Below are 24,230 nucleotides of genomic sequence, written 5' to 3'. Positions count from 1 at the left end.
CGACGTTATGCGGTATTAGCCACCGTTTCCAGTGGTTATCCCCCTCTATCGGGCAGATCCCCAGACATTACTCACCCGTCCGCCACTCGTCACCCGGAGAGCAAGCTCCCCTGTGCTACCGTCCGACTTGCATGTGTTAGGCCTGCCGCCAGCGTTCAATCTGAGCCATGATCAAACTCTTCAATTTAAGTTTGATTTGCTTAAACAAGTTAAGCGGTGCTCATCTGTAAAACGTCATAATGAATTTCATTATGTGTTCACTCGTGAGACTTGATATTTTTTACGTCCGGAGACGCTGATATCAATCCTGCGAGTGCCCACACAGATTGTCTGATAAATTGTTAAAGAGCAGTGCGAGCAGCGGGTTAACCGTCTGTCGCGAGGTGGCGTATATTACGCTTTCCTCCCTCAGAGTCAACTTCTTTTTCAGAAGTTTTTCTCCGGCGGCGCAGTCTCCTGTGCCTGCTGACCCGTCTCTCCGTAAGCCGGTATTCCGTGTCAGTGGAGGCGCATTATAGGGAACGCTTCAGATAGCGCAAGTGCAAATTCAAACTTTTTTGCTGTTCGTCTGAAATTTGCACAAAAGCGCCGTTTTAGCCCTGTTTGATGCGTGCCGGCAGCGCGGCAAGGCTATCAATTACCCAGTCTGCTGCGGCTTCGCCTTCGGCGGTGACCGGCTTACCGCTGCGCACCAGTACTTTTTTACCGACACCCGCAGCCTGACCCGCCAGCATATCTTCCAGCTTGTCACCCACCATATAAGAAGCGGCCATATCAATATGCAGTTCCTGCTGGGCGGTTAACAGCATGCCCGGCTGCGGTTTGCGGCAATCACACTCCTGGCGGAACTCTTCGACCGCCGCCTCAGGATGATGCGGACAGAAATAGATGCCATCCAGATCCACATCGCGATCGGCTAATGACCAGTCCATCCACTCGGTCAGGCGCATAAAGGTATCTTCAGTAAACATGCCGCGCGCAATGCCAGACTGATTGGTCACCACCACCAGCGCAAAACCCATCTGCTTCAGTTGCTGCAGCGCCTCAATAGTGCCGTCAATGAACTGGAAATCATCAATTTCATGGACATAGCCATGGTCGACGTTAAGGGTGCCATCGCGATCAAGAAAAATGGCTGGGACTTTATTCGCCACGTAGAAACTCCTGCTGTAAAAATTGCCGATCAGTATCGCATGATTGCTATAAAAGGGAGAATGCCAGATTGAATCACTTCCATTGATTTAGACGTCTGGATGCCTTACCATCCATCCAGCTTTGACAGCATATCAGGCTTAACCGCCTGCCACACCACGGACAACGCAACACGATAATAAATAACGTAATGATTAAATTAGAAAATATCACCAAGGTGTTTCAGCAAGGCAACCGTACCATTCAGGCGTTATCTGACGTCAGTCTGCACGTGCCTGCCGGACAAATTTATGGCGTCATCGGGGCTTCCGGTGCCGGCAAAAGTACATTGATTCGTTGCGTTAACCTGCTTGAACGCCCTACTTCGGGCCGGGTACTGGTGGATGGCGCTGACCTGACCGCGCTTAACGAACGCCAGCTGACCCAGGCGCGTCGTCAGATCGGCATGATCTTTCAGCACTTTAACCTGATGAATTCCCGCACCGTCGCCGGCAACGTTTCGCTGCCGCTGGAGCTGGGTAACCTGTCACGCGAGCAGATTAAGGCGCGAGTCGCTGAACTGCTGGAGCTGGTCGGCCTGTCCGATAAGCATGATGCATGGCCCGCAAACCTTTCCGGCGGCCAGAAGCAACGCGTCGCGATTGCCCGTGCCCTGGCCAGTAATCCTAAGGTGCTGCTGTGTGATGAAGCCACCAGCGCCCTCGATCCGGCCACGACCCGCTCGATTCTGGAGCTGCTGAAAGACATTAACCGCCGGCTCGGCCTGACCATTCTGCTGATCACCCATGAGATGGATGTGGTGAAACGCATCTGTGACCAGGTCGCCGTCATCAGTCAGGGTGAACTGATTGAGAAAGATAGCGTCAGTGAAGTCTTCTCACATCCGAAAACGCCGCTGGCGCAGCAGTTCATTCAGTCGACGCTGCATCTGGATATCCCGGATGACTATCAGCAGCGTCTATCCGCCGCCGCCAGCCACGATAGTGTGCCGCTGCTGCGTCTGGAGTTCACCGGCAAATCTGTCGATGCACCGCTGTTGTCGGAAGCGGCACGCCGTTACAACGTCAATAACAACATTATCAGTGCCCAGATGGATTATGCCGGCGGTGTGAAGTTCGGCATTATGCTGGCCGAAATGCACGGCACAGAAAGCGATACCCGTCAGGCCATCGCCTGGCTGCAGGAGAATCACGTGAAAGTAGAGGTGTTAGGTTATGTCTGAGGCGATGATGTGGTTGCTGGGGCGCGGCGTATGGGAAACGCTGATGATGACCTTTGTCTCGGGCTTCTTTGGCTTTGTGTTGGGTCTGCCAGTCGGCGTGTTGCTGTATGTCACCCGTCCGGGACAGATTCTGCAGAATCAGGGGCTCTACCGCGTGCTCTCGGCGCTGGTGAATATCTTCCGTTCGATTCCTTTTATTATCCTGCTGGTCTGGATGATTCCGTTTACCCGCGTCATCGTCGGTACGTCGATTGGCTTACAGGCCGCGATTGTGCCGTTAACCGTCGGCGCCGCACCTTTTATTGCACGTATGGTGGAAAATGCTCTGCTGGAACTGCCCACCGGACTGATTGAAGCGTCACGCGCGATGGGCGCCACGCCAATGCAGATTATCCGCAAGGTTCTGTTACCTGAAGCGATGCCTGGCCTGGTCAACGCGGCGACCATCACCCTGATTACGCTGGTCGGTTACTCCGCAATGGGCGGCGCAGTGGGAGCAGGCGGTCTGGGTCAGATCGGTTATCAGTACGGTTATATCGGCTACAACGCCACGGTGATGAATACGGTATTGGTGTTGTTAGTGGTTTTGGTGTATCTCATTCAATTCTGTGGTGACCGCATCGTACGTGCGGTGTCCCATAAGTAAGCCAGCAATATCACTATTAAGGAAAGGATATGTCTTTCAGATTTAAAAAAATTGCCGCTGTGGGTGCACTGATTGGCGCAATTGCGCTGGCAGGATGCGATCAAAAAGAGAAAGATCCCAACCATATTAAAGTGGGCGTGATTGTCGGTGCTGAGCAGCAGGTAGCTGAAGCAGCGCAGAAAGTCGCGAAAGAGAAATATGGCCTCGACGTTGAACTGGTGACGTTTAACGATTACGTGCTGCCTAACGAAGCGCTGAGCAAAGGCGACATCGACGCCAATGCTTTCCAGCACAAGCCGTATCTGGATCAGCAGATCAAAGATCGTGGCTACAAGCTGGTATCAGTCGGTAACTCCTTCGTCTACCCTATCGCGGGCTACTCGAAAAAGATTAAGTCACTGGATGAGTTGCAGGACGGAGCTCAGGTCGCGATTCCTAACGACCCGACCAACCTGGGCCGTACCCTGCTGCTGCTGCAGAAAGTGGGTCTGATCCAGCTGAAAGATGGCGTGGGCCTGCTGCCGACCTCACTGGATATCACCGAGAACCCAAAACATCTGAAAATTGTTGAGCTGGAAGCGCCACAGCTGCCGCGCTCACTCGACGATCAGCAGATTGCGCTGGCGGTTATCAATACCACCTACGCCAGCCAGATCGGTCTGACGCCGGCTAAAGATGGCATCTTTGTCGAAGATAAAGATTCTCCTTACGTGAACCTGATTGTGGCACGTGAAGACAATAAAGATGCGGAAAACGTGAAGAAGTTCGTACAGGCTTACCAGTCTGACGAAGTCAACGAAGCCGCAAACAAAGTCTTCAACGGCGGCGCCGTTAAAGGCTGGTAATTCGGTTACTCCTCTCTTCCAGGGCGGCGCTATGCCGCCCTTTCTGTTATTGGGTGCCCTGCCCGACTTGTTATTTATTCTGGTCCTTGTTTCAATAACGCCACTTTTTGAAACTTGAGGATGTTGCCATGCGTTTTTTACCGCTCTGCTTGTTAGCATTGATGCTGACCGGGTGTGTTCACGAATATCACCCAATAAGCAGCGCACCTTCTCGTCCGCAGCAATCCAGCGAACCGACCCGTAAACCTACGCCACGTCCTGCGCCGGTTAAGCTCTATACCGATGCGGCCGATCTGGTCAGCAAACCGTTCCGCGATCTCGGCGAAGTCTCTGCTGAAGATTGTCAGATCAGTAATCAGAACTCACCCGCTAACATCGCCACAGCACGTAAACGCCTGCAGATCCGCGCCTCTCAGATGAAAGCCAATGCGGTACTGCTGCATAAATGCGAAATCGTAACCGGTACGCCAGGCTGCTATCGCCAGGCGGTGTGCCAGGGTTCGGCGCTGAAAGTCAGTAATCAATGAGTGACTTCGCCTTTGCGCAAATTGGGGTAATCCGCTCGCCGTGGAAAGAGAAGTTTGCCGTACCGCGCCAGCCTGGCCTGGTGCAGGATGGCGGCGGCGAGCTGCACCTGCTGGCACCTTATAACCAGCCGGAAGCAGTGCGCGGGCTGGAAGCTTTCAGCCATCTGTGGCTGCTGTTCGTGTTCCATCAGACCATGGCGGGTGGCTGGCGACCAACGGTACGTCCGCCCCGTCTCGGCGGCAATGCGCGCATCGGGGTTTTCGCGACCCGCTCAACCTTCCGACCTAATCCGATTGGTATGTCACTGGTTGAGCTTAAGGGCATCCATATCGATAAACAGCAGGTCATCCTGCAACTCGGCAGTCTGGATCTGGTCGACGGGACGCCGGTAGTTGATATCAAACCTTACCTGCCGTTTGCAGAAGCCTTACCGCACGCCGAGGCCGGTTTTGCTCAGGCAGCACCAGCCGCTGATATGCCGGTCCGCTTCTCGGATCAGGCGCAACAGCAATTGCAGCAGCTGCAGCCGCGCTACCCGCATTTAGCGCGCTTTATCAGCGAAGTCCTGGCGCAGGATCCCCGTCCGGCTTACCGTAAAGGCGAAGTGGAGCAGCGGGAATATGCCGCCTGGCTGATCGATTTTAATGTGCGCTGGCGAATCGACGCGGCCGGAACGGAAGTGATCGCCATCGACCCGCGTTAAAACCCGCTTTTGAGCCGGTGATCTCACTGGTACACTAACCGCCAGCAAAATTCTGTCTGTGACTTTCCGATCAACTGGAATCGTAATCAATGCGTACTACTCAATATCTGCTCTCTACTCAGAAAGAGACGCCTTCCGACGCTGAAGTGATCAGCCATCAGCTGATGCTGCGCGCCGGTATGATCCGCAAACTGGCTTCTGGCTTGTATACCTGGTTACCGACCGGGGTGCGCGTGCTGAAAAAAGTCGAAAACATCGTGCGTGAAGAGATGAACAACGCCGGCGCGATTGAGATTTCAATGCCGGTCGTGCAGCCTGCCGATTTATGGCAAGAGAGCGGTCGCTGGGAAGAGTATGGCCCGGAACTGTTACGTATTGCGGATCGCCATGATCGTCCGTTCGTGCTTGGCCCGACGCATGAAGAAGTGGTCACTGACCTGATCCGTAACGAGCTGAGCTCCTATAAGCAGCTGCCGCTAAATCTGTATCAGATTCAGACCAAATTCCGTGATGAAGTGCGCCCGCGTTTTGGCGTGATGCGTTCACGTGAATTCATTATGAAAGATGCTTACTCGTTCCACGTTTCTCAGGAGTCGTTGCAGGAAACATACGAGGCAATGTACCGGGCTTACAGCCAGAGCTTCACTCGCATGGGGCTGGATTTCCGCGCGGTGCAGGCGGATACCGGCTCGATCGGCGGCAGCGCGTCACATGAGTTCCAGGTGCTGGCGCAGAGCGGTGAAGATGATGTGATCTTCTCTACTGAATCGGATTATGCGGCAAATATCGAGCTGGCCGAAGCGGTTGCCCCGGCCGGGGAACGCGCTCAGCCGACGCAGGAAATGCGCATCGTTGATACACCAGATGCCAAAACTATCGCCGAACTGGTAGAGCAATTCCAGCTGCCGATTGAGCAGACGGTGAAGACGCTGATCGTAAAAGGTGCCGAAGAGAGCGGCCATGCGCTGGTTGCCCTGCTGGTGCGCGGCGATCATCAGTTGAATGAGATCAAAGCGGAAAAAGCGGACATCGTGGCTGCGCCGCTGGTGTTCGCTACCGAAGAAGAGATCCGTGCTGCCGTAGGTGCCGGTCCAGGTTCTATCGGTCCGGTCGGCCTGAAGATGCCGATTATCGCCGATCGTACCGTGGCGAAGATGAGTGATTTCAGCGCTGGCGCAAACGTCGACGGTAAACACTACTTTGGCATCAACTGGGAGCGCGATCTGCCGCTGGCCAGCGTAGCGGATATCCGTAACGTGGTTGAAGGCGATCTCAGCCCGGATGGCAAAGGCACCTTGCAGATTAAACGCGGTATCGAAGTGGGACACATCTTCCAACTCGGCACCAAATACTCTGATGCGATGAAAGCCTCGGTTCAGGGTGAAGATGGCCGCAACCAGGTGATGAGCATGGGCTGCTACGGCATCGGCATCACGCGCGTGGTCGCGGCGGCAATTGAACAGAATCATGACGAACGCGGCATTATCTGGCCTGCGGCGCTGGCACCGTTCGAAGTGGCGATTCTGCCAATGAATATGCAGAAATCGTTCCGGGTGAAAGAGCTGGCGGAAGAGCTGTACGCGACGCTGCGTGCCAAAGGCGTGGATGTCATTCTGGATGACCGTAAAGAGCGTCCGGGCGTGATGTTTGCTGACATGGAACTGATTGGCGTGCCGCACACCATCGTGATTGGCGATCGCAATCTCGACAATCAGGAGATTGAATATAAAGCGCGCCGTGCCGGTGAGAAGCAGATGATCAAGCAGGATGAGATCGTCGACTTCCTGCTGAAAGCATTGAATAAGTAATCGTTTCAGACGCCCCGCTTGCGGGGCGTTTTTTATTGCACCTTACCGCGCATCGACTTAGTGGTACTACGCCGGGCTTTCCCCTCCAGCCGTCGTTCTTTAGAGGCGCGGGTCGGCCGCGTGGCACGACGAGCCTTTTCTACCGTACTCAGTTCCCGAATCAGATTAACCAGACGCTGCAGCGCCGCTTCGCGGTTCATCTCCTGACTGCGGTGCTCCTGCGACTTAATCACCACAATCCCTTCGCGCGTAATCAGATGGTGACTGGCGGCCAGCAGTCGCTGTTTATAAAAGGGTGGCAACGAGGACGCGGCAATATCGAACCGCAAATGTATCGCCGTGCTGGCTTTATTGACATGTTGTCCCCCGTTGCCCTGCGCCCGAATCGCGGTCAGCTCAATTTCACTCTCCGGGATTTCAACACTGCGTGACAGCATAATCATCTGCCACCTTCCCGTACGCTTAGGGTGTTTACTGCCGATAACCTGTTCATCAACTTAACCTTTTGTGCTTTGACTCTTTCCGCGTCAGACAGCGGAATCTGTCACTTTAGCAGTGTTTTGCGTGCTGTTCCTGCTTTAAGCGGGCTGATTTCCTGCAAATGGCTGTGATATAGTCGCCAGTTAACCAGAGTATTGACGCTCTGCTGAGGAGGGCCACGTGCAAAATTATTGTGAGTTAGTTCGCCGAAAATATGCCGAAATCGGCAGCGGGGATTTAGGTTACATACCCGATGCGATTGGCTGCGCATTGAAGGCGCTTAATGATATTGCCGCAAATACTGCGCTAAACTCTTCTGTCAGGGAACAGGCGGCCTACGCCGCTGCTAACTTATTGGTGAGCGACTATGTTGATAAATGAAGCGTACCAACCCATCAATTGCGATGATTACGACAACCTGGAACTCGCCTGCCAAAATAACTGGATGCTGTCGCTGGAAATGAAAAATGGCGAGCAGCTCAAAGCGAAGGCCAGCGAGATTTTTTCACGTAAAAATGTGGAATATCTGGCCATCGATCTTGACGGTGAAACCCGCGAGTTACGCCTCGACCATATCGCCAGCTTCACGCATCCGGAGCTGGGAACGGTAGTTGTCAGCGCAGAATAATCCACGCTTTCCGGGCGGGACTTCCCCGCCCTTTCCTCTTTCAGGGCTGTAACGAACCGTAGTACGCCGCTAAATCCGCCATATCTGTATCACTTAATCCCGCGACAAACGCTTTCATCACCTCGGCCTGCCCCCCGCTGCGTTCACCTTTTTTGTACGCCTGCAGGGCATGCTCAAGATAGGCCGCCTGTTGCCCGGCCAGGTTAGGATAGAGCGGCACCGAGGCCTTTCCTTCTGCACCGTGACAGGCCATACAGCTGGCTGCTTTCTGCGCCCCGCTCTGCGCATCACCCGCCGCCCAGGCCGGTAGCGCGGCGGCCAGTAAACACGCCGCGATCCACGTTTTCATCATTGCTCTCCTGCGTTTTTATTTTGAATGCCAGACAGCCTGCCAGCCATGCTGGTCGATGGCCGCGCCCTCACGGGTAATGAAGAGATCCGGCGCGCAGACCAGCGTCTGGTTGTAAAAAATTAACGGAATCCGTTCGCGTTGCCACGGCGGAATGTGCAACGCCTGCCACACCTTCTTCATTTCCCGTCCGCCGCTGCGCCCCACCAGATGAATCTGGCCGTGGGCGTGAAACCGCACGCTGATCTGCTCATCCTGTCGGGGAAGACGTAACGGGCGCTGAGACTGGCTGGCCTGCAACGTGCCCAGATCGTCAGGCAACCGCAGCGGCTGGTGAAGATCGGGCCACGCCAGCTGGATATCGCGTAACGCGCTAAGCCGCGGCAGCCAGTAGAGTTGCTGGCGATAGCGTCGCAGTTCAGCCTGACCAAACTGCAACCGCGGCTGGGCATCTTCGCGACTCGCCATCACCTCATTACGGATGCGGTTCAGGCCATCTCGTGACGGCATCACCCCGCCCTGACCCGCGATCCAGCGGCGCAGCAGCGCATTGGCGCGCGCCTCACTCATCGTCAGCAAGGGCGGAAAGTGCAAGCTGCCGTCAGGCTGGATCAGCGCACTGAGCTGTTCAGCCAGCAGCTCATCCAGCAACTGCTCCTGCTCGCTGCAGAGTGCCGCGCTACGGGCCGTCGCCTCGGCAAAATGGGGCCAGCGCTGACTGAGTTCAGGCAGCAGACGCTGGCGCAGAAAGTTGCGGTCGTAGCGCAAATCCTGATTGCTCTCATCCTCAACCCACACCAGCTGATGCGTCCGGGCATACTGCTCCAGCGACTGGCGGGAATGATTGAGCAACGGCCGTAACAGACGATGCGCGCCCAGCGAGCGGGATTGCGGCATCGCGGCTAAGCCGGCCGGGCCGCTGCCACGCTTCAGCGCCAGTAACAAGGTTTCACATTGATCGTCGAGATGCTGAGCCGTCAGTAAAATTTCGCCCGGCTGCAGCGCCGCGCTCAGCGCCTGATAGCGAGCGGTGCGGGCGGCTGCTTCAATGCCGCTGTCACGCCCATCGACCCTGACCCGCAACACCTCACACGGTAACTGCCATTGCTGGCAGAGCGCCATGCAGTGCGCTGCCCAGCGATCGGCGTTCGGACTCAGTCCGTGATGCACGTGCAGTGCCCGCAGGCGGGATTGAGGAGAGTGCTGTTGCCATCGCCATGCCTGATGCAGCAGCACGGTTGAATCGAGTCCGCCGCTGAATGCCACCACCAGCGCGGCATCCGGTTGCAGCAGTGAATTAAAAGCAGACAAAGACATGGCGCAATCCAGACAATCGGGCCACCGGATGTGGCCCACTGAGCGCGCTATTTTACGCCTGATAAAGCTCCAGCGGCAAACCATCTGGATCGGCAAAGAAAGTACACTGTTTGCCGGTCAGTTCATCAATGCGGATTGGCTCGCACACGACGCCTTTCTGCGCCAGCGTTGCGACCGCTGCCTCAACATCCGGCACGGTGAACGCCAGATGACGCAGGCCGCAGGCTTCAGGATGGCTGACCCGTGCCGGTGGCTGAGGAAAAGAGAACAGTTCAATCGTGTACTGACCCTGAAGCGCCAGGTCCCCTTTCCATGAGTCGCGAGCTTCGCGGTAGTATTCGCCCAGCAGGCTGAAGCCGAGCACGTCACAGTAGAACGCTTTGCTGCGCTGATAATCTGACGCGATGATCGCAATGTGGTGGATAGCCGTTAACTGCAGCATTTCAATTCCTTAAGTTCAGACGAGTGCCTACCTTACGCAGGCACCCGGTAGCTGACAATCTACAAAGTTCTTAACCAGCGTCGTTTTTCAACACCCGAACGCGATATTCCCCTTCTTCGGTCAGCGTGGCGCCATGAATATCGGTTTCAAAGCCCGGATAGTTACGACCAATGCTGCACAGCATCAGCAGGAAATCGAGTACCGCACGGCTCTCTTCGGTAATCATCTCTCCCGGCATCACCAGCGGCACGCCCGGCGGATAGGGTAAAATCATGTTGGCTGAGATCCGTCCGACCAGCTGACTGATATCGACAGTTTCAATATTGCCTTTCACCTGCTGCTGGAACGCCTGATGTGGCGTCATCTTCATCTCCGGCAGCACATCAAACGCCTGCAGCATCAGCCGCGGCAGATCGTGATGGCGGATCAACTGATGAATGCCCTGCGCCAGCGTCTGGATCCGCATGTTGCGGTAGAAGTCGGGATCTTCAGCATAGAGATCCGGCAACATGTTTTTCACCCGCAGATTAAGATCGTAGGCGCGTTTGAACTCGGTCAGCCCGCGCAGCACGCTCATCGCTTTGGTTTTGTCGATGCCAATACTGAACAGGAACAGCAGGTTATAGGGACCGGTTTTCTCTACCACGATGCCACGCTCATCCAGGAATCTGGCCACCAGCGCGGCCGGGATCCCCTCGTCAGCCATCTCACCCAGTTCGCTCATGCCCGGCGTCAGAATGGTGACTTTGATCGGATCGAGATACATATGATCGCGATCGGCCTGGGTAAAGCCGTGCCACGCCTCGTCGCCTGGCTGGATCGGCCAGCATTGCGCCTCATCGATCTGTTCCGGCTGCCAGATATCAAAGAACCAGCTATCAGACTCTTCGCGCAGGCGCTGGATCTCGCGACGGAAATGCAGGGCGCGTTCCACCGAACGATTGATCAGTCGCTTGCCCGGGTTACCGCGCAGCATCGCCGCCGCGGTTTCAATCGACGAGACAATGGCGTAATTCGGTGAGGTGGTGGTATGCATCATGTAGGCTTCGTTAAAGGTCTGCTCGTCATAGTCGCCTTTAATGTGAATCATCGATGCCTGTGAAAAGGCCGCCAGCAGCTTGTGGGTTGACTGGGTTTCATACACCACTTTGCCCGGAATACGTTCACCACTCATGCCGCTTTTACCGGCGTAAATCGGGTGGAAGTTGGTATAGGGCACCCAGGCGGAATCAAAGTGAATCGACGGCACATCCAGCGTCTCTTTGATGTACTGGGTGTTATACAGCAGGCCGTCATAGGTCGAGTTGGTGATCACCGCGTGGACCGGCCAGCTGGCACGTTCGGTCGCCGCCACTTTTTGCGTGATGCTGGCGCGAGTGAATTCCTGTTTTGGAATACCGCCCAGAATACCCAGCGCGTTGCGGGTTGGCTTCAGCCAGATTGGGACCAGATCGCTCATCATCAACAGATGAGTCAGCGACTTGTGGCAGTTACGGTCTATAAGCACCGTGCTGCCGGCGGGTGCCGCGTACATCCCGACAATTTTATTGGAGGTCGAGGTGCCGTTGGTCACCATGTAACTCTGCTCAGCGCCAAAGGTGCGCGCTACATACTCTTCCGCCTCAAGATGCGGGCCGGTATGATCGAGCAGCGAGCCGAGTTCCGTCACCGAAATTGAGATATCGGACTTCAGGGTGTTGGCGCCGAAGAAATCATAGAACAGGCAGCCGACCGGGCTTTTCTGAAAGGCGGTGCCCGCCATGTGACCGGGCGTGCAGAAGGTGTACTTACCCTCTTTGACGTAGGTGAACAACGCTTTAGTCAGCGGTGGCGTGATGTGGTCAATATAGTCATCGGTGTACTGACGGATATGCAGCGCGATATCGTCGGCTGCGTTGAGCGCGTATTCAAAGAAGTGCAGCGGCATCCGCATCTCATTGACGCTGATATCCATCTGCGAATGGGTATTGATGAAAGCATAGAGCGGCAGGTATTCATTGAGCTGATTGATCTCGCCGCACAGTTCCGGGCTGTTGTGCGCATCCCAGTCAAAGATCACCCCGCTGATACGCGGATTGTGTTCAATCAGCTTGAGCAGATCGTCGCTGTTTCTCGGATAAAGTAGCTGAAAACCTTGCAGATTTAATGCCGCGTCGAGTTCACGCAACGGCTCATCTTTATAAAACACGCCGTGCGCGCCCATGATCGCCAGAATATTCAATGCTCACCTCCCTTTGTCGTGGCATCGGGTAAGCATATACGCTAACCGATTGAAGGTGTAGGCGGAGAGCAGTGCAGGCGGCGGGGCATGCGGAATATCGGGCAGAGTGAGGCTGGCGGCATAAAAAAAGCGGACCGGAGTCCGCTTTGTTTTGACCATCAGCCTAATCAGGCGTAGCCGTAGCTCATCAGACGCTGATAACGACGATCCAGCAGCTCTTCAGTGCTCAGACCGTCGAGATCGGCCAGGTCGGCCAGCAGTTGCTGTTTCAGCGACTGCGCCATATAGACCGGATGACGATGCGCACCGCCTAACGGCTCAGGAATAACCGAGTCGATCAGCTTCAGCTCTTTCAGACGGTGAGCGGTAATGCCCATCGCTTCCGCAGCCAGAGGCGCTTTGTCAGCGCTCTTCCACAGAATCGAAGCACAGCCTTCCGGAGAGATCACCGAATAGGTGCTGTACTGCAGCATGTTAACTTTATCGCCCACGCCAATCGCCAGCGCACCACCGGAACCGCCTTCGCCAATCACCGTACAGATGACCGGCACTTTCAGACCCGACATCTCACGCAGGTTGCGTGCAATGGCTTCTGACTGACCACGCTCTTCGGCGCCCACGCCCGGATAGGCGCCAGGGGTGTCGATGAAGGTGATGATAGGCATTTTAAACCGCTCAGCCATTTCCATCAGGCGCAGCGCTTTACGATATCCTTCCGGCGCTGGCATACCAAAGTTACGACGAATTTTCTCTTTGGTTTCACGGCCTTTCTGGTGGCCGATGATCATCACCGGACGGCCGTCAAGACGCGCAATACCGCCGACAATGGCTTTGTCATCCGCATAAGCACGGTCACCCGCCAGCTCATCGAAATCGTCGAATGCGTTACGGACGTAATCAAAGGTATAAGGACGCAAAGGATGGCGCGCCAGTTGGGCGATTTGCCATGCGCCTAAATCGGCAAAGATTTTACGGGTCAGCTCAACGCTTTTTTCGCGCAGGCGCTGAACTTCTTCATCCAGATTAACGTGTTTATCATCCTGACGACCAATCGACGTCAGCGAATCAATCTTCGCTTCCAGTTCTGCGATCGGCTGTTCAAAATCCAGGTAATTAAGACTCATAATGTTCCTGTTTTAGTCAAACTCCAGTTCCACCTGCTCCGATCCAATCAACGAGCGCAGATCGTTAAGTAAACGATCGCTGGGCGAAATTCGCCACGCTGCACCAAAGCGCAGCTTCGCTCGCGCGTCGGCTCTCTGATAGTAGAGATGCACCGGAATAGTCCCTGAGCGATGGGGTTCCAGGGACTGACGGAGTCGGTTTAATAGCTGGTCATCAATTTGCCTGTCCGTCAGCGATATAGCAAGTCCGCGCGCGTATTTTTCGCGCGCTTCGTCGATGTCCATGACTTCCCGGGCGGTCATTTTAAGGCCGCCGCTGAAGTCATCAAAGCTGACCTGTCCGCTGACGATCAGGATACGGTCTTTCTCCAGCAACTGCTGGTATTTGTCTAACGCATCGGTAAATAACATCACCTCAAGACGGCCGGAACGGTCGTCCAGAGTACAGATACCAATTCGGTTGCCGCGTTTGGTCACCATTACGCGCGCAGCGATCACCAGACCAGCCGCGACGGTAATCTTACCGCGATCGGTAGGATGCATATCTTTCAGTCGCACCCCGCCGACGTAACGCTCAATTTCTTTCAGATACTGATTAATCGGGTGGCCGGTAAGATATAACCCCAGCGTTTCCCGCTCGCCATCCAGCTGAAGCTGCTCTGGCCACGGCGTAACGCTGGCGTAGGATTTCTCTACCTGCTCCGGCTCATCGGCCAGCACGCCAAACATATCTGCCTGTCCAATCGCTTCCGCTTTGGCATGCTGATCGGCTGCTTTCAGCGCATCGCTGAGGGAACTCATTAGCGCGGCGCGGTGCGGTCCGAGGCGATCGAAGGCACCGGACATGATCAATTTTTCCATCACCCGGCGGTTAATCTTTTTGGTATCGGTGCGGGCACAGAGATCAAACAGTTCGCGGAAGTAGCCGCCTTCGTTACGGGCGTCGATGATCGCTTCGATGGGCCCTTCACCGACGCCTTTGATCGCGCCGATACCGTAGACGATTTCACCTGCCTCATTGACGTGGAACTGATACAGACCGGAGTTGATGTCCGGCGGCAGGACCTTCAGCCCCATGCGCCAGCATTCATCGACCAGACCCACCACCTTCTCGGTGTTGTCCATATCAGCCGTCATGACCGCAGCCATAAACTCGGCCGGATAGTGGGCTTTCAGCCACAGCGTCTGATAAGAGACCAGCGCATATGCGGCGGAGTGTGACTTGTTAAAGCCGTAGCCAGCAAATTTTTCTACCAGATCGAAGATCTTCATCGACAGTTCGCCGTCGATGCCCATTCTTTCCGCACCGTCACGGAATACCGACCGCTGCTTGGCCATCTCTTCCGGTTTCTTTTTACCCATTGCACGGCGCAGCATGTCCGCTCCGCCAAGGGTATAACCGGAGAGGACCTGGGCGATCTGCATCACCTGTTCCTGATAGAGAATGATGCCGTAGGTCGGTTCAAGCACCGGCTTCAGGCTCTCATGCTGCCACTGAATATCAGGATAAGAGATCGCTTCACGGCCATGTTTACGGTCGATGAAGTTATCCACCATGCCGGATTGCAACGGACCCGGACGGAACAGCGCCACCAGCGCGATCATATCTTCAAAGCAGTCAGGCTTCAGACGCTTAATCAGATCTTTCATGCCGCGCGATTCAAGCTGGAACACCGCCGTGGTTTCCGAGCGCTGCAGCATGTCGAAGCTTTTTTTATCGTCCAGCGGGATGGCGGCGATATCGATCGGCTCCAGTCCCTGCTTTTCCCGGCGCGGGTTGATCATCTTCAGCGCCCAGTCGATGATGGTCAGAGTACGCAGGCCGAGGAAGTCAAACTTCACCAGCCCGGCATATTCCACATCATTCTTGTCGAACTGAGTCACCGGGAACTGGCCGTTTTCGTCGCAGTAAAGCGGGGCAAAATCGGTAATTTTGGTCGGCGCGATCACCACGCCACCAGCATGTTTACCGGCATTACGCGTGACGCCTTCCAGCTTACGCGCCATATCGATCAGCGCCTTAACCTCTTCGTCCGCGTCATACATGGCCGGCAGCTGCGGCTCAGCGATAAAGGCTTTTTCCAGCGTCATGCCGGGATCGGGCGGGATCAGTTTTGAAATACGGTCGACGAAACCGTAAGGGTGTCCCAGTACGCGGCCAACATCGCGGATTACCGCTTTCGCCGCCATGGTACCAAAGGTAATGATCTGCGAAACCGCCTCACGCCCGTACATATCCGCGACATGTTCAATCACCTGATCGCGCTTTTCCATACAGAAATCGACGTCGAAGTCGGGCATCGAAACACGTTCCGGGTTAAGGAAACGTTCGAACAGCAGGTCAAATTCCAGCGGGTCGATATCGGTAATTTTCAGCGCATAGGCCACCAGCGAGCCTGCACCGGAACCACGACCCGGTCCGACCGGCACGCCGTTATCCTTCGACCACTGGATAAACTCCATCACGATCAGGAAGTAGCCGGGGAAACCCATCTGGTTGATAACGTTGAGCTCAATCTCAAGACGTTCATCATATTCCGGGCGTTTCTCTGCACGTTCCGCTTCGTCAGGGAACAGGAACGCCAGACGCTCTTCCAGCCCTTCACGCGATTTCACCACCAGATAATCTTCGGTGGTCATGTCACCAGTCGGGAATTGCGGCAGGAAGTACTCACCCAGCCGGACCGTGACGTTACAACGCTTAGCAATCTCTACGCTGTTTTCCAGCGCTTCCGGGATGTCCGAAAACAGCTCACACATCTCCGCTTCGCTGCGCATATATTGCTGAGGACTGTAGTTGCGCGGACGTTTTGGATCGTCCAGCGTGTAGCCATCATGAATCGCAACGCGAATTTCGTGAGCGTCGAAATCCTCTTCATTGATGAAGCAGACTTCGTTGGTGGCGACGACCGGCACACCTTCAGCGATCGCCAGTTCAACCGCCGCGTGCAGATAGCTCTCTTCATCCTGACGACCGGTGCGCACCAGTTCCAGGTAATACCGATCGGCAAAATGCTGCTGATAAAACGCCAGACACTGCGAAACCAATGCCGTATTGCCACGCAGCAGGCTGCGACCGACATCGCCCCGACGTCCACCCGACAGCAGGATTAATCCCTCATTTAGCTCCAGCAGCCAGTCACGATCGATGATCGGTCCGGCCACACCGTAGCCTCGCTGATAGGCGCGTGAAATCAATAGCGTCAGGTTCTGATAACCGGTGTTGTTGGCGGCCAGCACTGTCAGCTGGGTCAACTCATCCCCCATCAGCTCACTGGCGACGTTGAAGTCGGCACCAATGATCGGCTTGATCCCTGCGCTGTGCGCACCACCGTAAAACTTCACTAAACCACACAGGTTAGTGAAATCGGTAATCGCAATCGCGGGCATGCCAAGTGCAGCCGCCTTCTTGATCAGCGGCCCGGTTTTCGCCAGGCCATCAACCATCGAATAGTCGCTATGGACACGCAGATGTATAAAACGGGGTTCAGCCATATCAGTTTCCGGTTAAAACAGTGTCAGGCTATTAAAGCGTATGGGGCTGGCGGGCAGCCAGTACGTCAGCATCGATCAGCGCGTTGCGTACCGGAGCAAAACTGCGACGGTGGTGCGGCGTGGCACCATGCTGCGTCAATTTTTCCATGTGCAGCGCGGTAGGATAGCCTTTGTGTTGCGCAAAGCCATACTGCGGGAACAGCAGATCGAGTTCCGCCATTTCGCGATCACGCGTCACTTTGGCAATGATGGAGGCAGCGCTTATTTCCGCCACCAGACTATCCCCTTTGACCACCGCCTGCGACGGCATCGGCAGCGCCGGACAGCGGTTGCCATCAATCAGCACGTAGTCGGGCAGGATCGGCAAACCGGCGACCGCGCGCTGCATCGCCAGCATGGTGGCGTGCAGAATATTAAGCTGGTCAATCTCTTCCGGCTCTGCGCGGCCCAGGCTCCAGGCCAGCGCCTTCTCTTTGATTTCGTCATACAGCGCCAGACGGCGTTTTTCTGACAATTTTTTCGAATCCGCCAGGCCGATAATCGGTTTTGCCGGATCGAGGATCACCGCGGCAGTGACGACCGCGCCGACCAGTGGCCCGCGCCCTACTTCGTCTACGCCGGCAATCAGCCCGACGGCAGGATAGATAAAATCAGGCATTCACCAGCTCCAGTACCGCATCCGCCGCTTGTTCGTCGGCGTTCCAGCGGATCTGTTGATGTAATTCATGAAACGTCTGTAGCAGAGTGTCGCGCTCAGGTCCGGCGTGCAGCAGCGGATCTAACGCCGCCGCCAGCGCGTCCGGCTGGCATTCATCCTGCAGCAACTCGGTAACCAGTTCGCGCCCGGCCAGCAGGTTCGGCAGCGAAACGTACGGCGTTTTCACCAGCCGCTTCGCCAGCCAGAAGGTGGCGGGCTTCATCCGGTAACCCACTACCATTGGGCATTTTGCCAGCATGCATTCGAGTGCGGCAGTGCCTGACGCCAGTAATGCGGCGTCGCTCGCAATCATCGCCTCACGCCCATGCCCATCTAACAGATGCATCGGCAGTTCCGGCGCCACCTCGGCTTTAATTTTCTCAAACTGCTCGCGGCGACGGGCGTTAACCAGTGGCACCACGATCTCCAGCGCCGGATAGTGGCGGCGCAACAATTGAGCGGTTTTCAGGAAATCAGCGCTGAGCATTTCCACTTCCGCACCACGGCTGCCGGGCAACAGCGCCAGACAGAGCGCATCATCGGCAATCGCCAGGTGGCGGCGCGCAGCCAGCTTATCGGGATGCAGCGGCATCGCATCTGCCATGGTATGGCCGATAAAGCGACAGGGAACGTTATAACGATCGTAAAAGGCTTTTTCAAACGGCAGAAACGCCAGCACCAGATCGGTGTTGCGGCCAATCTTGAACACGCGTTTTTGTCGCCATGCCCAGACTGACGGGCTGACGTAATGAATAGTGCGAACCCCCGCACGCTTGAGGTTGCCTTCCAGCGTGATATTAAAATCGGGCGCATCGATACCGACAAACACATCGGGGCACAGTTCGCTGAAGCGCTGAGTGAGATCGCGGCGAATCGTCAGCAGACGTCGCAGTCGGCCGAGCACTTCGACGATGCCCATCACCGCCAGTTCTTCCATCTCGTACCAGGCTTCACACCCTTCCGCCTGCATCAGCGGACCGGCTACGCCAACAAAGCGTGCCTCAGGATGGCGCGCTTTTAACGCACGGATCAGGCCTGCACCAAGAATATCGCCGGAGGTTTCTCCGGCGACCAGGGCAATCGTTAAAGGACGCGCTGACATGGATTAACGAATTAATCCACGGGTTGAGCGGGCAAAGAAATCGTAGAAAGGCTGCACTTCGCTGTGCTGCTTCGCGATCGCTTCAATTTCAGGCTTCACTTCATCCAGCGTTCTGCCGCTGCGATAAAGCAATTTGTAGGCATTGCGGATCGCGTGCAGTGACTCTTTACTGAAGCCACGACGTTTCAGACCTTCAATATTGATCCCGAACGGCGTGGCGTGGTTGCCTTGGGCAATCACATAAGGTGGTACATCCTGCGCTACGCCAGAACAGCCGCCAACCATCACATGCGCGCCAATCGTGCACCATTGATGCACCGCCGTCATGCCGCCAATAATGGCGAAATCATCGACCGTGACGTGACCACCGAGGGTGGCGTTGTTGGCGAAGATACAGCGGTTGCCGATCACGCAGTCATGCGCAATGTGCGCATTCACCATCAGCAGATTATCGCTGCCAACCTGGGTGACATGGCCGCCTTGGATGGTGCCGCGATGAATCGTCACGCTTTCACGAATGCGGTTGCGATCGCCGATTTCAACACGCGTCGGTTCACCGGCATATTTCAAATCCTGATTCACTTCACCAATTGAGGCGAACTGATAGATCTGGTTATCTTTGCCGATACGCGTATGGCCATTAATCACGACGTGTGATTTCAGGACCGTTCCTTCACCGATTTCAACGTTGGCCCCAACAAAGCAAAACGGACCAATGTGAACATTAGCGCCAATGATGGCACCTTCTTCGATGACAGAACTGGCATGGATAGTGGCGGTTGGATCAATCACGAATTATGCCTCCCGGCTACGGGCACACATCATGGTCGCTTCACAAACGATTTTGCCATCGACGGTCGCCACGCCTTTAAAGCGGGTCAGACCACGGCGGGTTTTCTCGAAAGTGACTTCCATGATCATTTGATCGCCCGGCACAACCGGACGCTTGAATCGAGCATCGTCGATGCCGGCAAAGTAGTAGAGTTCGCCCGGCTCCAGTTTACCCACGCTTTTAAACGCCAGAATACCGGTGGCCTGCGCCATCGCTTCCAGGATCAGAACGCCAGGAAAAATCGGTTTACCAGGGAAGTGCCCCTGGAAAAACGGTTCATTAACAGAAACGTTCTTCACTGCGCGCAGGTATTTGTGCTCTTCAAATTCCAGCACGCGGTCTACCAGCAGAAACGGATAGCGGTGCGGCAGCAGCTCTAAAATCTCTTCAATTTTCAGAGTATGAGTTTCAGTAGTCAAAATACTCTTCCTGTCCTAAAAATCTGATGACATCAATAACACGGCCTGCACAGATCAACATGATCTTCCGCAGGCCGCAAATAGGTTCTGTGGCGCCTGGCTTCCCTGCTTAACACTTTTATTATGAAAGCCGGTCAGTTTTGGGATGGCGATCAGTCGTCTTTACCGACCTTGCGCTCGATGGCTTTTAAGCGTTTGCTCATGTCATCGATGTTCATCACCAGCGCTGCAGTTTTGCGCCAGGTTTTGTTGGGTTGTAGCGGAATGCCTGACGAGTATACACCAGGCTCTGTGATCGGACGCATGACCATACCCATACCGGTCACGGTGACTTTGTCACAGATTTCCATATGTCCGTTAATGACGCTGGCACCGCCAATCATACAATAACGACCAATTTTTAAACTACCCGCCATGATCACACCGCCTGCAACCGCAGTATTGTCACCAATAACCACGTTGTGGGCGATCTGACACTGGTTGTCTATGATAACACCATTGCCGATCAGAGTGTTATCCAGCGCACCGCGATCAATGGTGGTACAGGCACCTATTTCCACGCGATCGCCGATAATCACTGCGCCTAACTGAGGGATTTTCACCCAGTTGCCGCGATCGTTGGCATAACCAAAGCCATCAGAACCAATAACGGTGCCGGACTGAATCAGACAATCCTGACCGATCTGAATCTCGTGATAAACAGAGACATTGGCCCATAGACGCGTGCCGCTGCCAATGCGGGTCTTTTTGCCGACAAAACATCCGGCGCCAATCACCACGTTATCGCCCAGTTCGACCTCTGCCTCAATCACCGCATTCGCACCGATGGCGACGTTTGCACCAAGTCGGGCGCTGGGATCAATCACGGCGCTGGGCGCAATATTTTGTGCCGGTTGGGGGGTGGTATCGAGTATTTGCGCCATACGCGCATACGTCAGGTAAGGGTTTTTCACCACCAACGCTGCGGTGTGGCACCACTCCAGATCCGCTTCCGTCAGCACCACGGCTGAGGCCTTAATCAGGGCGAGTTGCTCGCGGTAACGGCTGTTTGCAAGAAAAGTGATTTGGCCAGTTGTGGCGGATTGCATAGAAGCAATGCCGGAGATGACGATATCGCCATCTCCGTGCAATTCTGCATCCAACTGCTGGGCTAAATCAGCCAGTCGAATAGATGACATCAATTATTTAACCTGTTTCAGCACGTCAGCAGTGATGTCTTTTGCGTTTGACGCATAAGCCACCGCGTTCGCGTCGATCACGACGTCGTAACCATCGCTGTCAGCGACTTTCTTGACGGCATCCTGAATACGGCTCAGCAGCTTGTTACGCTCTTCCATCTGACGACGACGGTTATCCTGCTCGAAAGCCTGCGCTTTAGAGGAGAAAGCTTCGCGCTGTGACATGACGTCTTTTTCCATGCGGCTGCGTTCGCTGGCCTTCATGGTTGAACCGTCACGCTGCAGACGCTGCATTTTGGTTTGCAGATCGCGTTCCTGGCTCTGCAGTTCAGTCGCACGGCCTTTGAACTCATTTTCCAGCTGTTTAGCAACAGTCGCACGTTGCGGTAACTGTTGGAAAATGCTGGACACGTTTACCACTGCAATTTTGTCAGCAGCCTGAACACCAGCGGAAACCGCTAAAGCAAGACCCAGACCTGCGGCACACAACAACTTTTTCACTATAAACTCCTTACCATCAACGTTTGTGTCAGCGACACAGTGTTTGCCCCGGAACAGCCACATGAACTGCCCGGTGGCAATACTTCAGCTATGCATCCATGCGCAGAACATTACCAGGTTTTACCGATGTTAAACTGGAACTGCTCTGACTTGTCTCCCTCGATTTTCTTGATCGGCTGGGCGTAAGAGAACACCAGTGGGCCGAGCGGCGACATCCACTGCAGCGCAACACCGCTTGATACACGGATGTTGTTTGGATCGCTGTAGTCAGGAATGCCGGCAGCACGCGTCTCCGCGGTATTTTCCCACTTGGTATCCCACACTGTACCGGCATCGACAAACACCGAGGTACGGACCGAGTTAGCATACTTCTCGCTCAGGAACGGCGTTGGCGTGATCAGCTCCAGGCTGGCGATCGCCATGGCGTTACCGCCCACCGCATCATCCGACTTACAGACACCGTTTGGATCGGCAATCCGGCAGTTGGACGAGTTGTTATTGTAGTACGCAGCCTTCGGACCAATGGTATTGGACTGGAAGCCACGCACGGTGCTGGAACCACCGGCATAGAAGTTCTCATAGAACGGCATCTCTTTGCCATCGAGACCATCGCCATAACCGACACGGCCACGGCCTAACAGCACCCAGGTACGATCCTGGTTAATCGGCACATATTGCTGTGTATCCAGCGTGGCCTTATAGAAGCTGTTATCCGAGCCCGGAATCGTCACCTTACCGTTCAGGTTGGTGCGGTTACCGGAGGTCGGGAAGAAGCCACGGTCGAGGGTGTTGTAAGTCCAGCCGTAGTTAAAGGTGAAGTCATCTGCTGAGAAATCGCCTTCGTCATTGAGCTGTTGCGGCTTGCCGACCGAATTAAGATAACGCCACATCGCAACCTGCGGCTGCATGTTTGACAGGTCATTGTGGACATAGCCCAGACCGACACGCAGAGTGTTGTTTTCGTTAATCGGGAAGCCAAGCGTACCGTCCAGACCATAACTTTTGTTGGTATAGTCAGAAAGGTCAGCGTTATCCGCTTTAAAGTCGTTATAGAACAGGCGACCACCCAGACTCACACCGTCAACGGTGAAGTACGGGTCAGTCAGCGAGAACTCGGCATAGGTCTGGTAATCGTTTTTGGTACCGCTGATGCCAACGGTATTACCGGTGCCCAGCCAGTTATCCTGCGTGACGCCGACCTGGAAGCTGACGCCACTTTCGGTGCCGTAGCCGACGCCGAAGTTAAAGGTCCCGGTGTTACGCTCTTTAACTTTGTAGACCACGTCCACCTGGTCAGGTGAGCCTGGTACACGCTGCGTATCGACATCAACCGTTTCGAAGTAGCCGGTACGGTTCAGACGTTCTTTGCCCTGCTCAACCAGATCGCTGCCCAGCCATGCCCCTTCCATCTGGCGCATTTCGCGACGTAACACCGAATCTTTTGAGGTGTCGTTGCCTTCGAAACGGACATTACGGACGTAGTAGCGGTTGCCGGCATCGACGTTGATATGCAGTTTTACTGTCTTATCCGCATCGTTGATTTCCGGCTGGGTGACCACGCGCGGATAGGCGTAACCATAGCGCCCCAGCAGCTTCTTGATCTCATCTTCCATCTTCGTGACTTTCGCGCCGTTATACAGCTCGCCCGCCGGAATCTTGGTCAGATGTTCAATTTCTGCTGAATGGCCTGCCATGCTGCCGTTGACGATCACGCCAGCGATTTTGTACTGATCGCCTTCGGTGATGTTAACGGTGATGTAGATGCCCTTCTTATCCGGCGTCAGGCTGACCTGCGTGGAATCGATGTTGAAGCGGGCATAACCGCGATCGAGATAGAAGCTGCGCAGGGTTTCAAGGTCGCCCGCCAGTTTCTGTTTCTGGTATTTACGATCGCCAACCACGTTCCACCACGGCACTTCATCGCGCAGCTGGAAACGGGAAATCAGTTCATCAGAACTGAAGGCTTTGTTGCCGACGATGTTGATCTGCTGAATTTTGGCAGAGACACCTTCGGTGAACACCAGCTTCAGATCGACACGGTTACGCGGCAGCGGCGTAACGACCGCTTTCACGCTGGCAGTATATTTACCGACGCTGTAGTAGAAGTCCTCCAGTCCCTTCTCGATCGAAGAGATCATGGTACGGTCCAGCGCTTCGCCGACCCGTACGCCTGAGGCTTCCAGATTTTGTTTGAGCTGATCCTCTTTCACCGCTTTGTTACCGGTGAAGGTAATGCTGGCAATGGTAGGACGTTCTTTGACCTGGACAATCAGCGTTGTACCGTCTCGCAGGACCTGAACATCCTCAAAGTTGCCAGTAGCGAACAGCGAGCGAATGGTATTTCTGACATCATCGTCATTCACCGTATCGCCAACCCGTACTGGCATGCTCAGCAGAGCCGCGCCGACGGCGACTCGCTGCAGCCCTTCGAAATGAATATCCTTCACCACGAAATCGTCTGCACCGTAAACGGTGGCGCTGCTAAACAGCAGCGACGCTATGAGCAACTTTTTCATCGCCATCGTTATTATGCGTTTTCCT

At 55.0% G+C, this 24,230-nt stretch carries 23 protein-coding genes and 1 rRNA gene; 8 read left to right on the top strand and 16 right to left on the bottom strand.

Going from position 1 to position 24,230, the window contains the following annotated elements; genetic code table 11:
- Both FHW04_RS08380 and gmhB read right to left on the bottom strand, forming a co-directional pair.
- Positions 1-187: ribosomal RNA gene (locus FHW04_RS08380) — 16S ribosomal RNA — on the bottom strand; the annotation flags it as partial.
- Between the two features lie 406 nt (positions 188-593).
- Positions 594-1,154 carry a D-glycero-beta-D-manno-heptose 1,7-bisphosphate 7-phosphatase gene (gene gmhB / locus FHW04_RS08375; RefSeq protein WP_031375301.1) on the bottom strand — a complete coding sequence of 187 codons (561 nt, stop codon included), beginning with the start codon at positions 1,152-1,154 and terminating at the stop codon, positions 594-596.
- Between the two features lie 188 nt (positions 1,155-1,342).
- On the opposite strand from gmhB, the gene metN reads away from it, so the two are divergent.
- From metN to proS, 6 genes are all read left to right on the top strand, one after another.
- Positions 1,343-2,374 (top strand): methionine ABC transporter ATP-binding protein MetN, encoded by a 1,032-nt coding sequence (metN, locus tag FHW04_RS08370; protein ID WP_031375300.1) that lies wholly within the window; start codon positions 1,343-1,345, stop codon positions 2,372-2,374.
- On the top strand, positions 2,367-3,020 hold the full coding sequence (locus FHW04_RS08365; RefSeq protein ID WP_031375299.1) for a methionine ABC transporter permease MetI: 654 nt from the start codon (positions 2,367-2,369) through the stop codon (positions 3,018-3,020). The genes metN and FHW04_RS08365 overlap by 8 nt, the downstream gene beginning before the upstream one ends.
- A 29-nt stretch (positions 3,021-3,049) precedes the next feature.
- Positions 3,050-3,865 carry a MetQ/NlpA family lipoprotein gene (locus tag FHW04_RS08360; RefSeq protein ID WP_089561407.1) on the top strand — a complete coding sequence of 272 codons (816 nt, stop codon included), beginning with the start codon at positions 3,050-3,052 and terminating at the stop codon, positions 3,863-3,865.
- Positions 3,866-3,993: 128 nt separating this feature from the next.
- Complete coding sequence (gene rcsF, locus FHW04_RS08355) at positions 3,994-4,392, top strand: Rcs stress response system protein RcsF (protein ID WP_031375297.1); 399 nt, start codon at positions 3,994-3,996, stop codon at positions 4,390-4,392.
- Entirely contained in the window at positions 4,389-5,096 is a 708-nt protein-coding gene (gene tsaA, locus FHW04_RS08350) for a tRNA (N6-threonylcarbamoyladenosine(37)-N6)-methyltransferase TrmO (protein ID WP_031375296.1), read from the top strand. The genes rcsF and tsaA overlap by 4 nt, the downstream gene beginning before the upstream one ends.
- An 89-nt stretch (positions 5,097-5,185) precedes the next feature.
- A complete protein-coding gene (gene proS, locus FHW04_RS08345) occupies positions 5,186-6,904 on the top strand; it encodes a proline--tRNA ligase (protein WP_031375295.1) in 1,719 nt (572 codons plus the stop codon).
- A gap of 32 nt (positions 6,905-6,936) precedes the next feature.
- On the opposite strand, the gene arfB is transcribed toward proS, so the two are convergent.
- Complete coding sequence (arfB, locus tag FHW04_RS08340) at positions 6,937-7,347, bottom strand: alternative ribosome rescue aminoacyl-tRNA hydrolase ArfB (protein WP_031375294.1); 411 nt, start codon at positions 7,345-7,347, stop codon at positions 6,937-6,939.
- Positions 7,348-7,564: 217 nt separating this feature from the next.
- On the opposite strand from arfB, the gene FHW04_RS08335 reads away from it, so the two are divergent.
- Together FHW04_RS08335 and rof are read left to right on the top strand one after the other, a co-directional pair.
- The gene (locus tag FHW04_RS08335; RefSeq protein ID WP_031375293.1) at positions 7,565-7,765 is read left to right on the top strand and encodes a YaeP family protein; all 201 of its coding nucleotides are present in this window, start codon (positions 7,565-7,567) and stop codon (positions 7,763-7,765) included.
- On the top strand, positions 7,752-8,012 hold the full coding sequence (gene rof, locus FHW04_RS08330) for a Rho-binding antiterminator (protein ID WP_069728398.1): 261 nt from the start codon (positions 7,752-7,754) through the stop codon (positions 8,010-8,012). Before FHW04_RS08335 ends, rof begins: the two co-directional genes overlap by 14 nt.
- Before the next feature lie 40 nt (positions 8,013-8,052).
- Here rof and FHW04_RS08325 read toward each other — a convergent pair whose 3' ends face one another.
- The 13 genes from FHW04_RS08325 to bamA form a co-directional block, all read right to left on the bottom strand.
- On the bottom strand, positions 8,053-8,361 hold the full coding sequence (locus FHW04_RS08325; RefSeq protein ID WP_089561406.1) for a c-type cytochrome: 309 nt from the start codon (positions 8,359-8,361) through the stop codon (positions 8,053-8,055).
- 18 nt (positions 8,362-8,379) lie between these two features.
- On the bottom strand, positions 8,380-9,678 hold the full coding sequence (gene tilS, locus FHW04_RS08320) for a tRNA lysidine(34) synthetase TilS (protein ID WP_089561405.1): 1,299 nt from the start codon (positions 9,676-9,678) through the stop codon (positions 8,380-8,382).
- 52 nt (positions 9,679-9,730) lie between these two features.
- Positions 9,731-10,120, bottom strand: a complete 390-nt coding sequence (locus FHW04_RS08315; RefSeq protein WP_031375291.1) for a VOC family protein — start codon at positions 10,118-10,120, stop codon at positions 9,731-9,733.
- 70 nt (positions 10,121-10,190) lie between these two features.
- The gene (locus FHW04_RS08310; RefSeq protein WP_031375290.1) at positions 10,191-12,341 is read right to left on the bottom strand and encodes a lysine decarboxylase LdcC; all 2,151 of its coding nucleotides are present in this window, start codon (positions 12,339-12,341) and stop codon (positions 10,191-10,193) included.
- Positions 12,342-12,508: 167 nt separating this feature from the next.
- Positions 12,509-13,465, bottom strand: a complete 957-nt coding sequence (accA, locus tag FHW04_RS08305; protein ID WP_089561404.1) for an acetyl-CoA carboxylase carboxyl transferase subunit alpha — start codon at positions 13,463-13,465, stop codon at positions 12,509-12,511.
- A 12-nt stretch (positions 13,466-13,477) separates the two neighbouring features.
- A complete protein-coding gene (gene dnaE / locus FHW04_RS08300; RefSeq protein WP_089561403.1) occupies positions 13,478-16,960 on the bottom strand; it encodes a DNA polymerase III subunit alpha in 3,483 nt (1,160 codons plus the stop codon).
- Positions 16,961-16,991: 31 nt separating this feature from the next.
- Positions 16,992-17,618, bottom strand: coding sequence for a ribonuclease HII (rnhB, locus tag FHW04_RS08295; RefSeq protein ID WP_089561402.1), 627 nt, complete (start codon positions 17,616-17,618; stop codon positions 16,992-16,994).
- Positions 17,611-18,759 carry a lipid-A-disaccharide synthase gene (lpxB, locus tag FHW04_RS08290; protein ID WP_089561401.1) on the bottom strand — a complete coding sequence of 383 codons (1,149 nt, stop codon included), beginning with the start codon at positions 18,757-18,759 and terminating at the stop codon, positions 17,611-17,613. The genes rnhB and lpxB overlap by 8 nt, the downstream gene beginning before the upstream one ends.
- Before the next feature lie 3 nt (positions 18,760-18,762).
- Complete coding sequence (gene lpxA / locus FHW04_RS08285; protein ID WP_031375287.1) at positions 18,763-19,551, bottom strand: acyl-ACP--UDP-N-acetylglucosamine O-acyltransferase; 789 nt, start codon at positions 19,549-19,551, stop codon at positions 18,763-18,765.
- 3 nt (positions 19,552-19,554) lie between these two features.
- Entirely contained in the window at positions 19,555-20,010 is a 456-nt protein-coding gene (gene fabZ, locus FHW04_RS08280) for a 3-hydroxyacyl-ACP dehydratase FabZ (RefSeq protein ID WP_031375286.1), read from the bottom strand.
- Positions 20,011-20,162: 152 nt separating this feature from the next.
- Entirely contained in the window at positions 20,163-21,188 is a 1,026-nt protein-coding gene (lpxD, locus tag FHW04_RS08275) for a UDP-3-O-(3-hydroxymyristoyl)glucosamine N-acyltransferase (RefSeq protein WP_031375285.1), read from the bottom strand.
- 3 nt (positions 21,189-21,191) lie between these two features.
- On the bottom strand, positions 21,192-21,689 hold the full coding sequence (gene skp, locus FHW04_RS08270) for a molecular chaperone Skp (protein ID WP_003852644.1): 498 nt from the start codon (positions 21,687-21,689) through the stop codon (positions 21,192-21,194).
- Positions 21,690-21,799: 110 nt separating this feature from the next.
- Entirely contained in the window at positions 21,800-24,211 is a 2,412-nt protein-coding gene (gene bamA, locus FHW04_RS08265) for an outer membrane protein assembly factor BamA (protein ID WP_031375284.1), read from the bottom strand.
- Between the last annotated feature and the right edge of the window lie 19 nt (positions 24,212-24,230).

This window comes from Pantoea sp. AN62, from assembly GCF_050432985.1.
In the GTDB taxonomy this organism is placed as follows: domain Bacteria; phylum Pseudomonadota; class Gammaproteobacteria; order Enterobacterales; family Enterobacteriaceae; genus Pantoea; species Pantoea brenneri.
The sequence above is the reverse complement of the archived record's forward strand: the minus strand, read 5'-3'. Positions and strand labels throughout refer to the sequence as shown.

Bases quoted from the DNA above. Each gene is read 5' to 3' on its own strand.
- metN (WP_031375300.1), top strand. From the start codon at position 1,343: ATGATTAAATTAGAAAATATCACCAAGGTGTTTCAGCAAGGCAACCGT.
- FHW04_RS08365 (WP_031375299.1), top strand. From the start codon at position 2,367: ATGTCTGAGGCGATGATGTGGTTGCTGGGGCGCGGCGTATGGGAAACG.
- FHW04_RS08360 (WP_089561407.1), top strand. From the start codon at position 3,050: ATGTCTTTCAGATTTAAAAAAATTGCCGCTGTGGGTGCACTGATTGGC.
- rcsF (WP_031375297.1), top strand. From the start codon at position 3,994: ATGCGTTTTTTACCGCTCTGCTTGTTAGCATTGATGCTGACCGGGTGT.
- tsaA (WP_031375296.1), top strand. From the start codon at position 4,389: ATGAGTGACTTCGCCTTTGCGCAAATTGGGGTAATCCGCTCGCCGTGG.
- proS (WP_031375295.1), top strand. From the start codon at position 5,186: ATGCGTACTACTCAATATCTGCTCTCTACTCAGAAAGAGACGCCTTCC.
- arfB (WP_031375294.1), bottom strand. From the start codon at position 7,347: ATGATTATGCTGTCACGCAGTGTTGAAATCCCGGAGAGTGAAATTGAG.
- rof (WP_069728398.1), top strand. From the start codon at position 7,752: ATGTTGATAAATGAAGCGTACCAACCCATCAATTGCGATGATTACGAC.
- FHW04_RS08325 (WP_089561406.1), bottom strand. From the start codon at position 8,361: ATGAAAACGTGGATCGCGGCGTGTTTACTGGCCGCCGCGCTACCGGCC.
- tilS (WP_089561405.1), bottom strand. From the start codon at position 9,678: ATGTCTTTGTCTGCTTTTAATTCACTGCTGCAACCGGATGCCGCGCTG.
- FHW04_RS08315 (WP_031375291.1), bottom strand. From the start codon at position 10,120: ATGCTGCAGTTAACGGCTATCCACCACATTGCGATCATCGCGTCAGAT.
- accA (WP_089561404.1), bottom strand. From the start codon at position 13,465: ATGAGTCTTAATTACCTGGATTTTGAACAGCCGATCGCAGAACTGGAA.
- dnaE (WP_089561403.1), bottom strand. From the start codon at position 16,960: ATGGCTGAACCCCGTTTTATACATCTGCGTGTCCATAGCGACTATTCG.
- rnhB (WP_089561402.1), bottom strand. From the start codon at position 17,618: ATGCCTGATTTTATCTATCCTGCCGTCGGGCTGATTGCCGGCGTAGAC.
- lpxB (WP_089561401.1), bottom strand. From the start codon at position 18,759: ATGTCAGCGCGTCCTTTAACGATTGCCCTGGTCGCCGGAGAAACCTCC.
- lpxD (WP_031375285.1), bottom strand. From the start codon at position 21,188: ATGTCATCTATTCGACTGGCTGATTTAGCCCAGCAGTTGGATGCAGAA.
- bamA (WP_031375284.1), bottom strand. From the start codon at position 24,211: ATGGCGATGAAAAAGTTGCTCATAGCGTCGCTGCTGTTTAGCAGCGCC.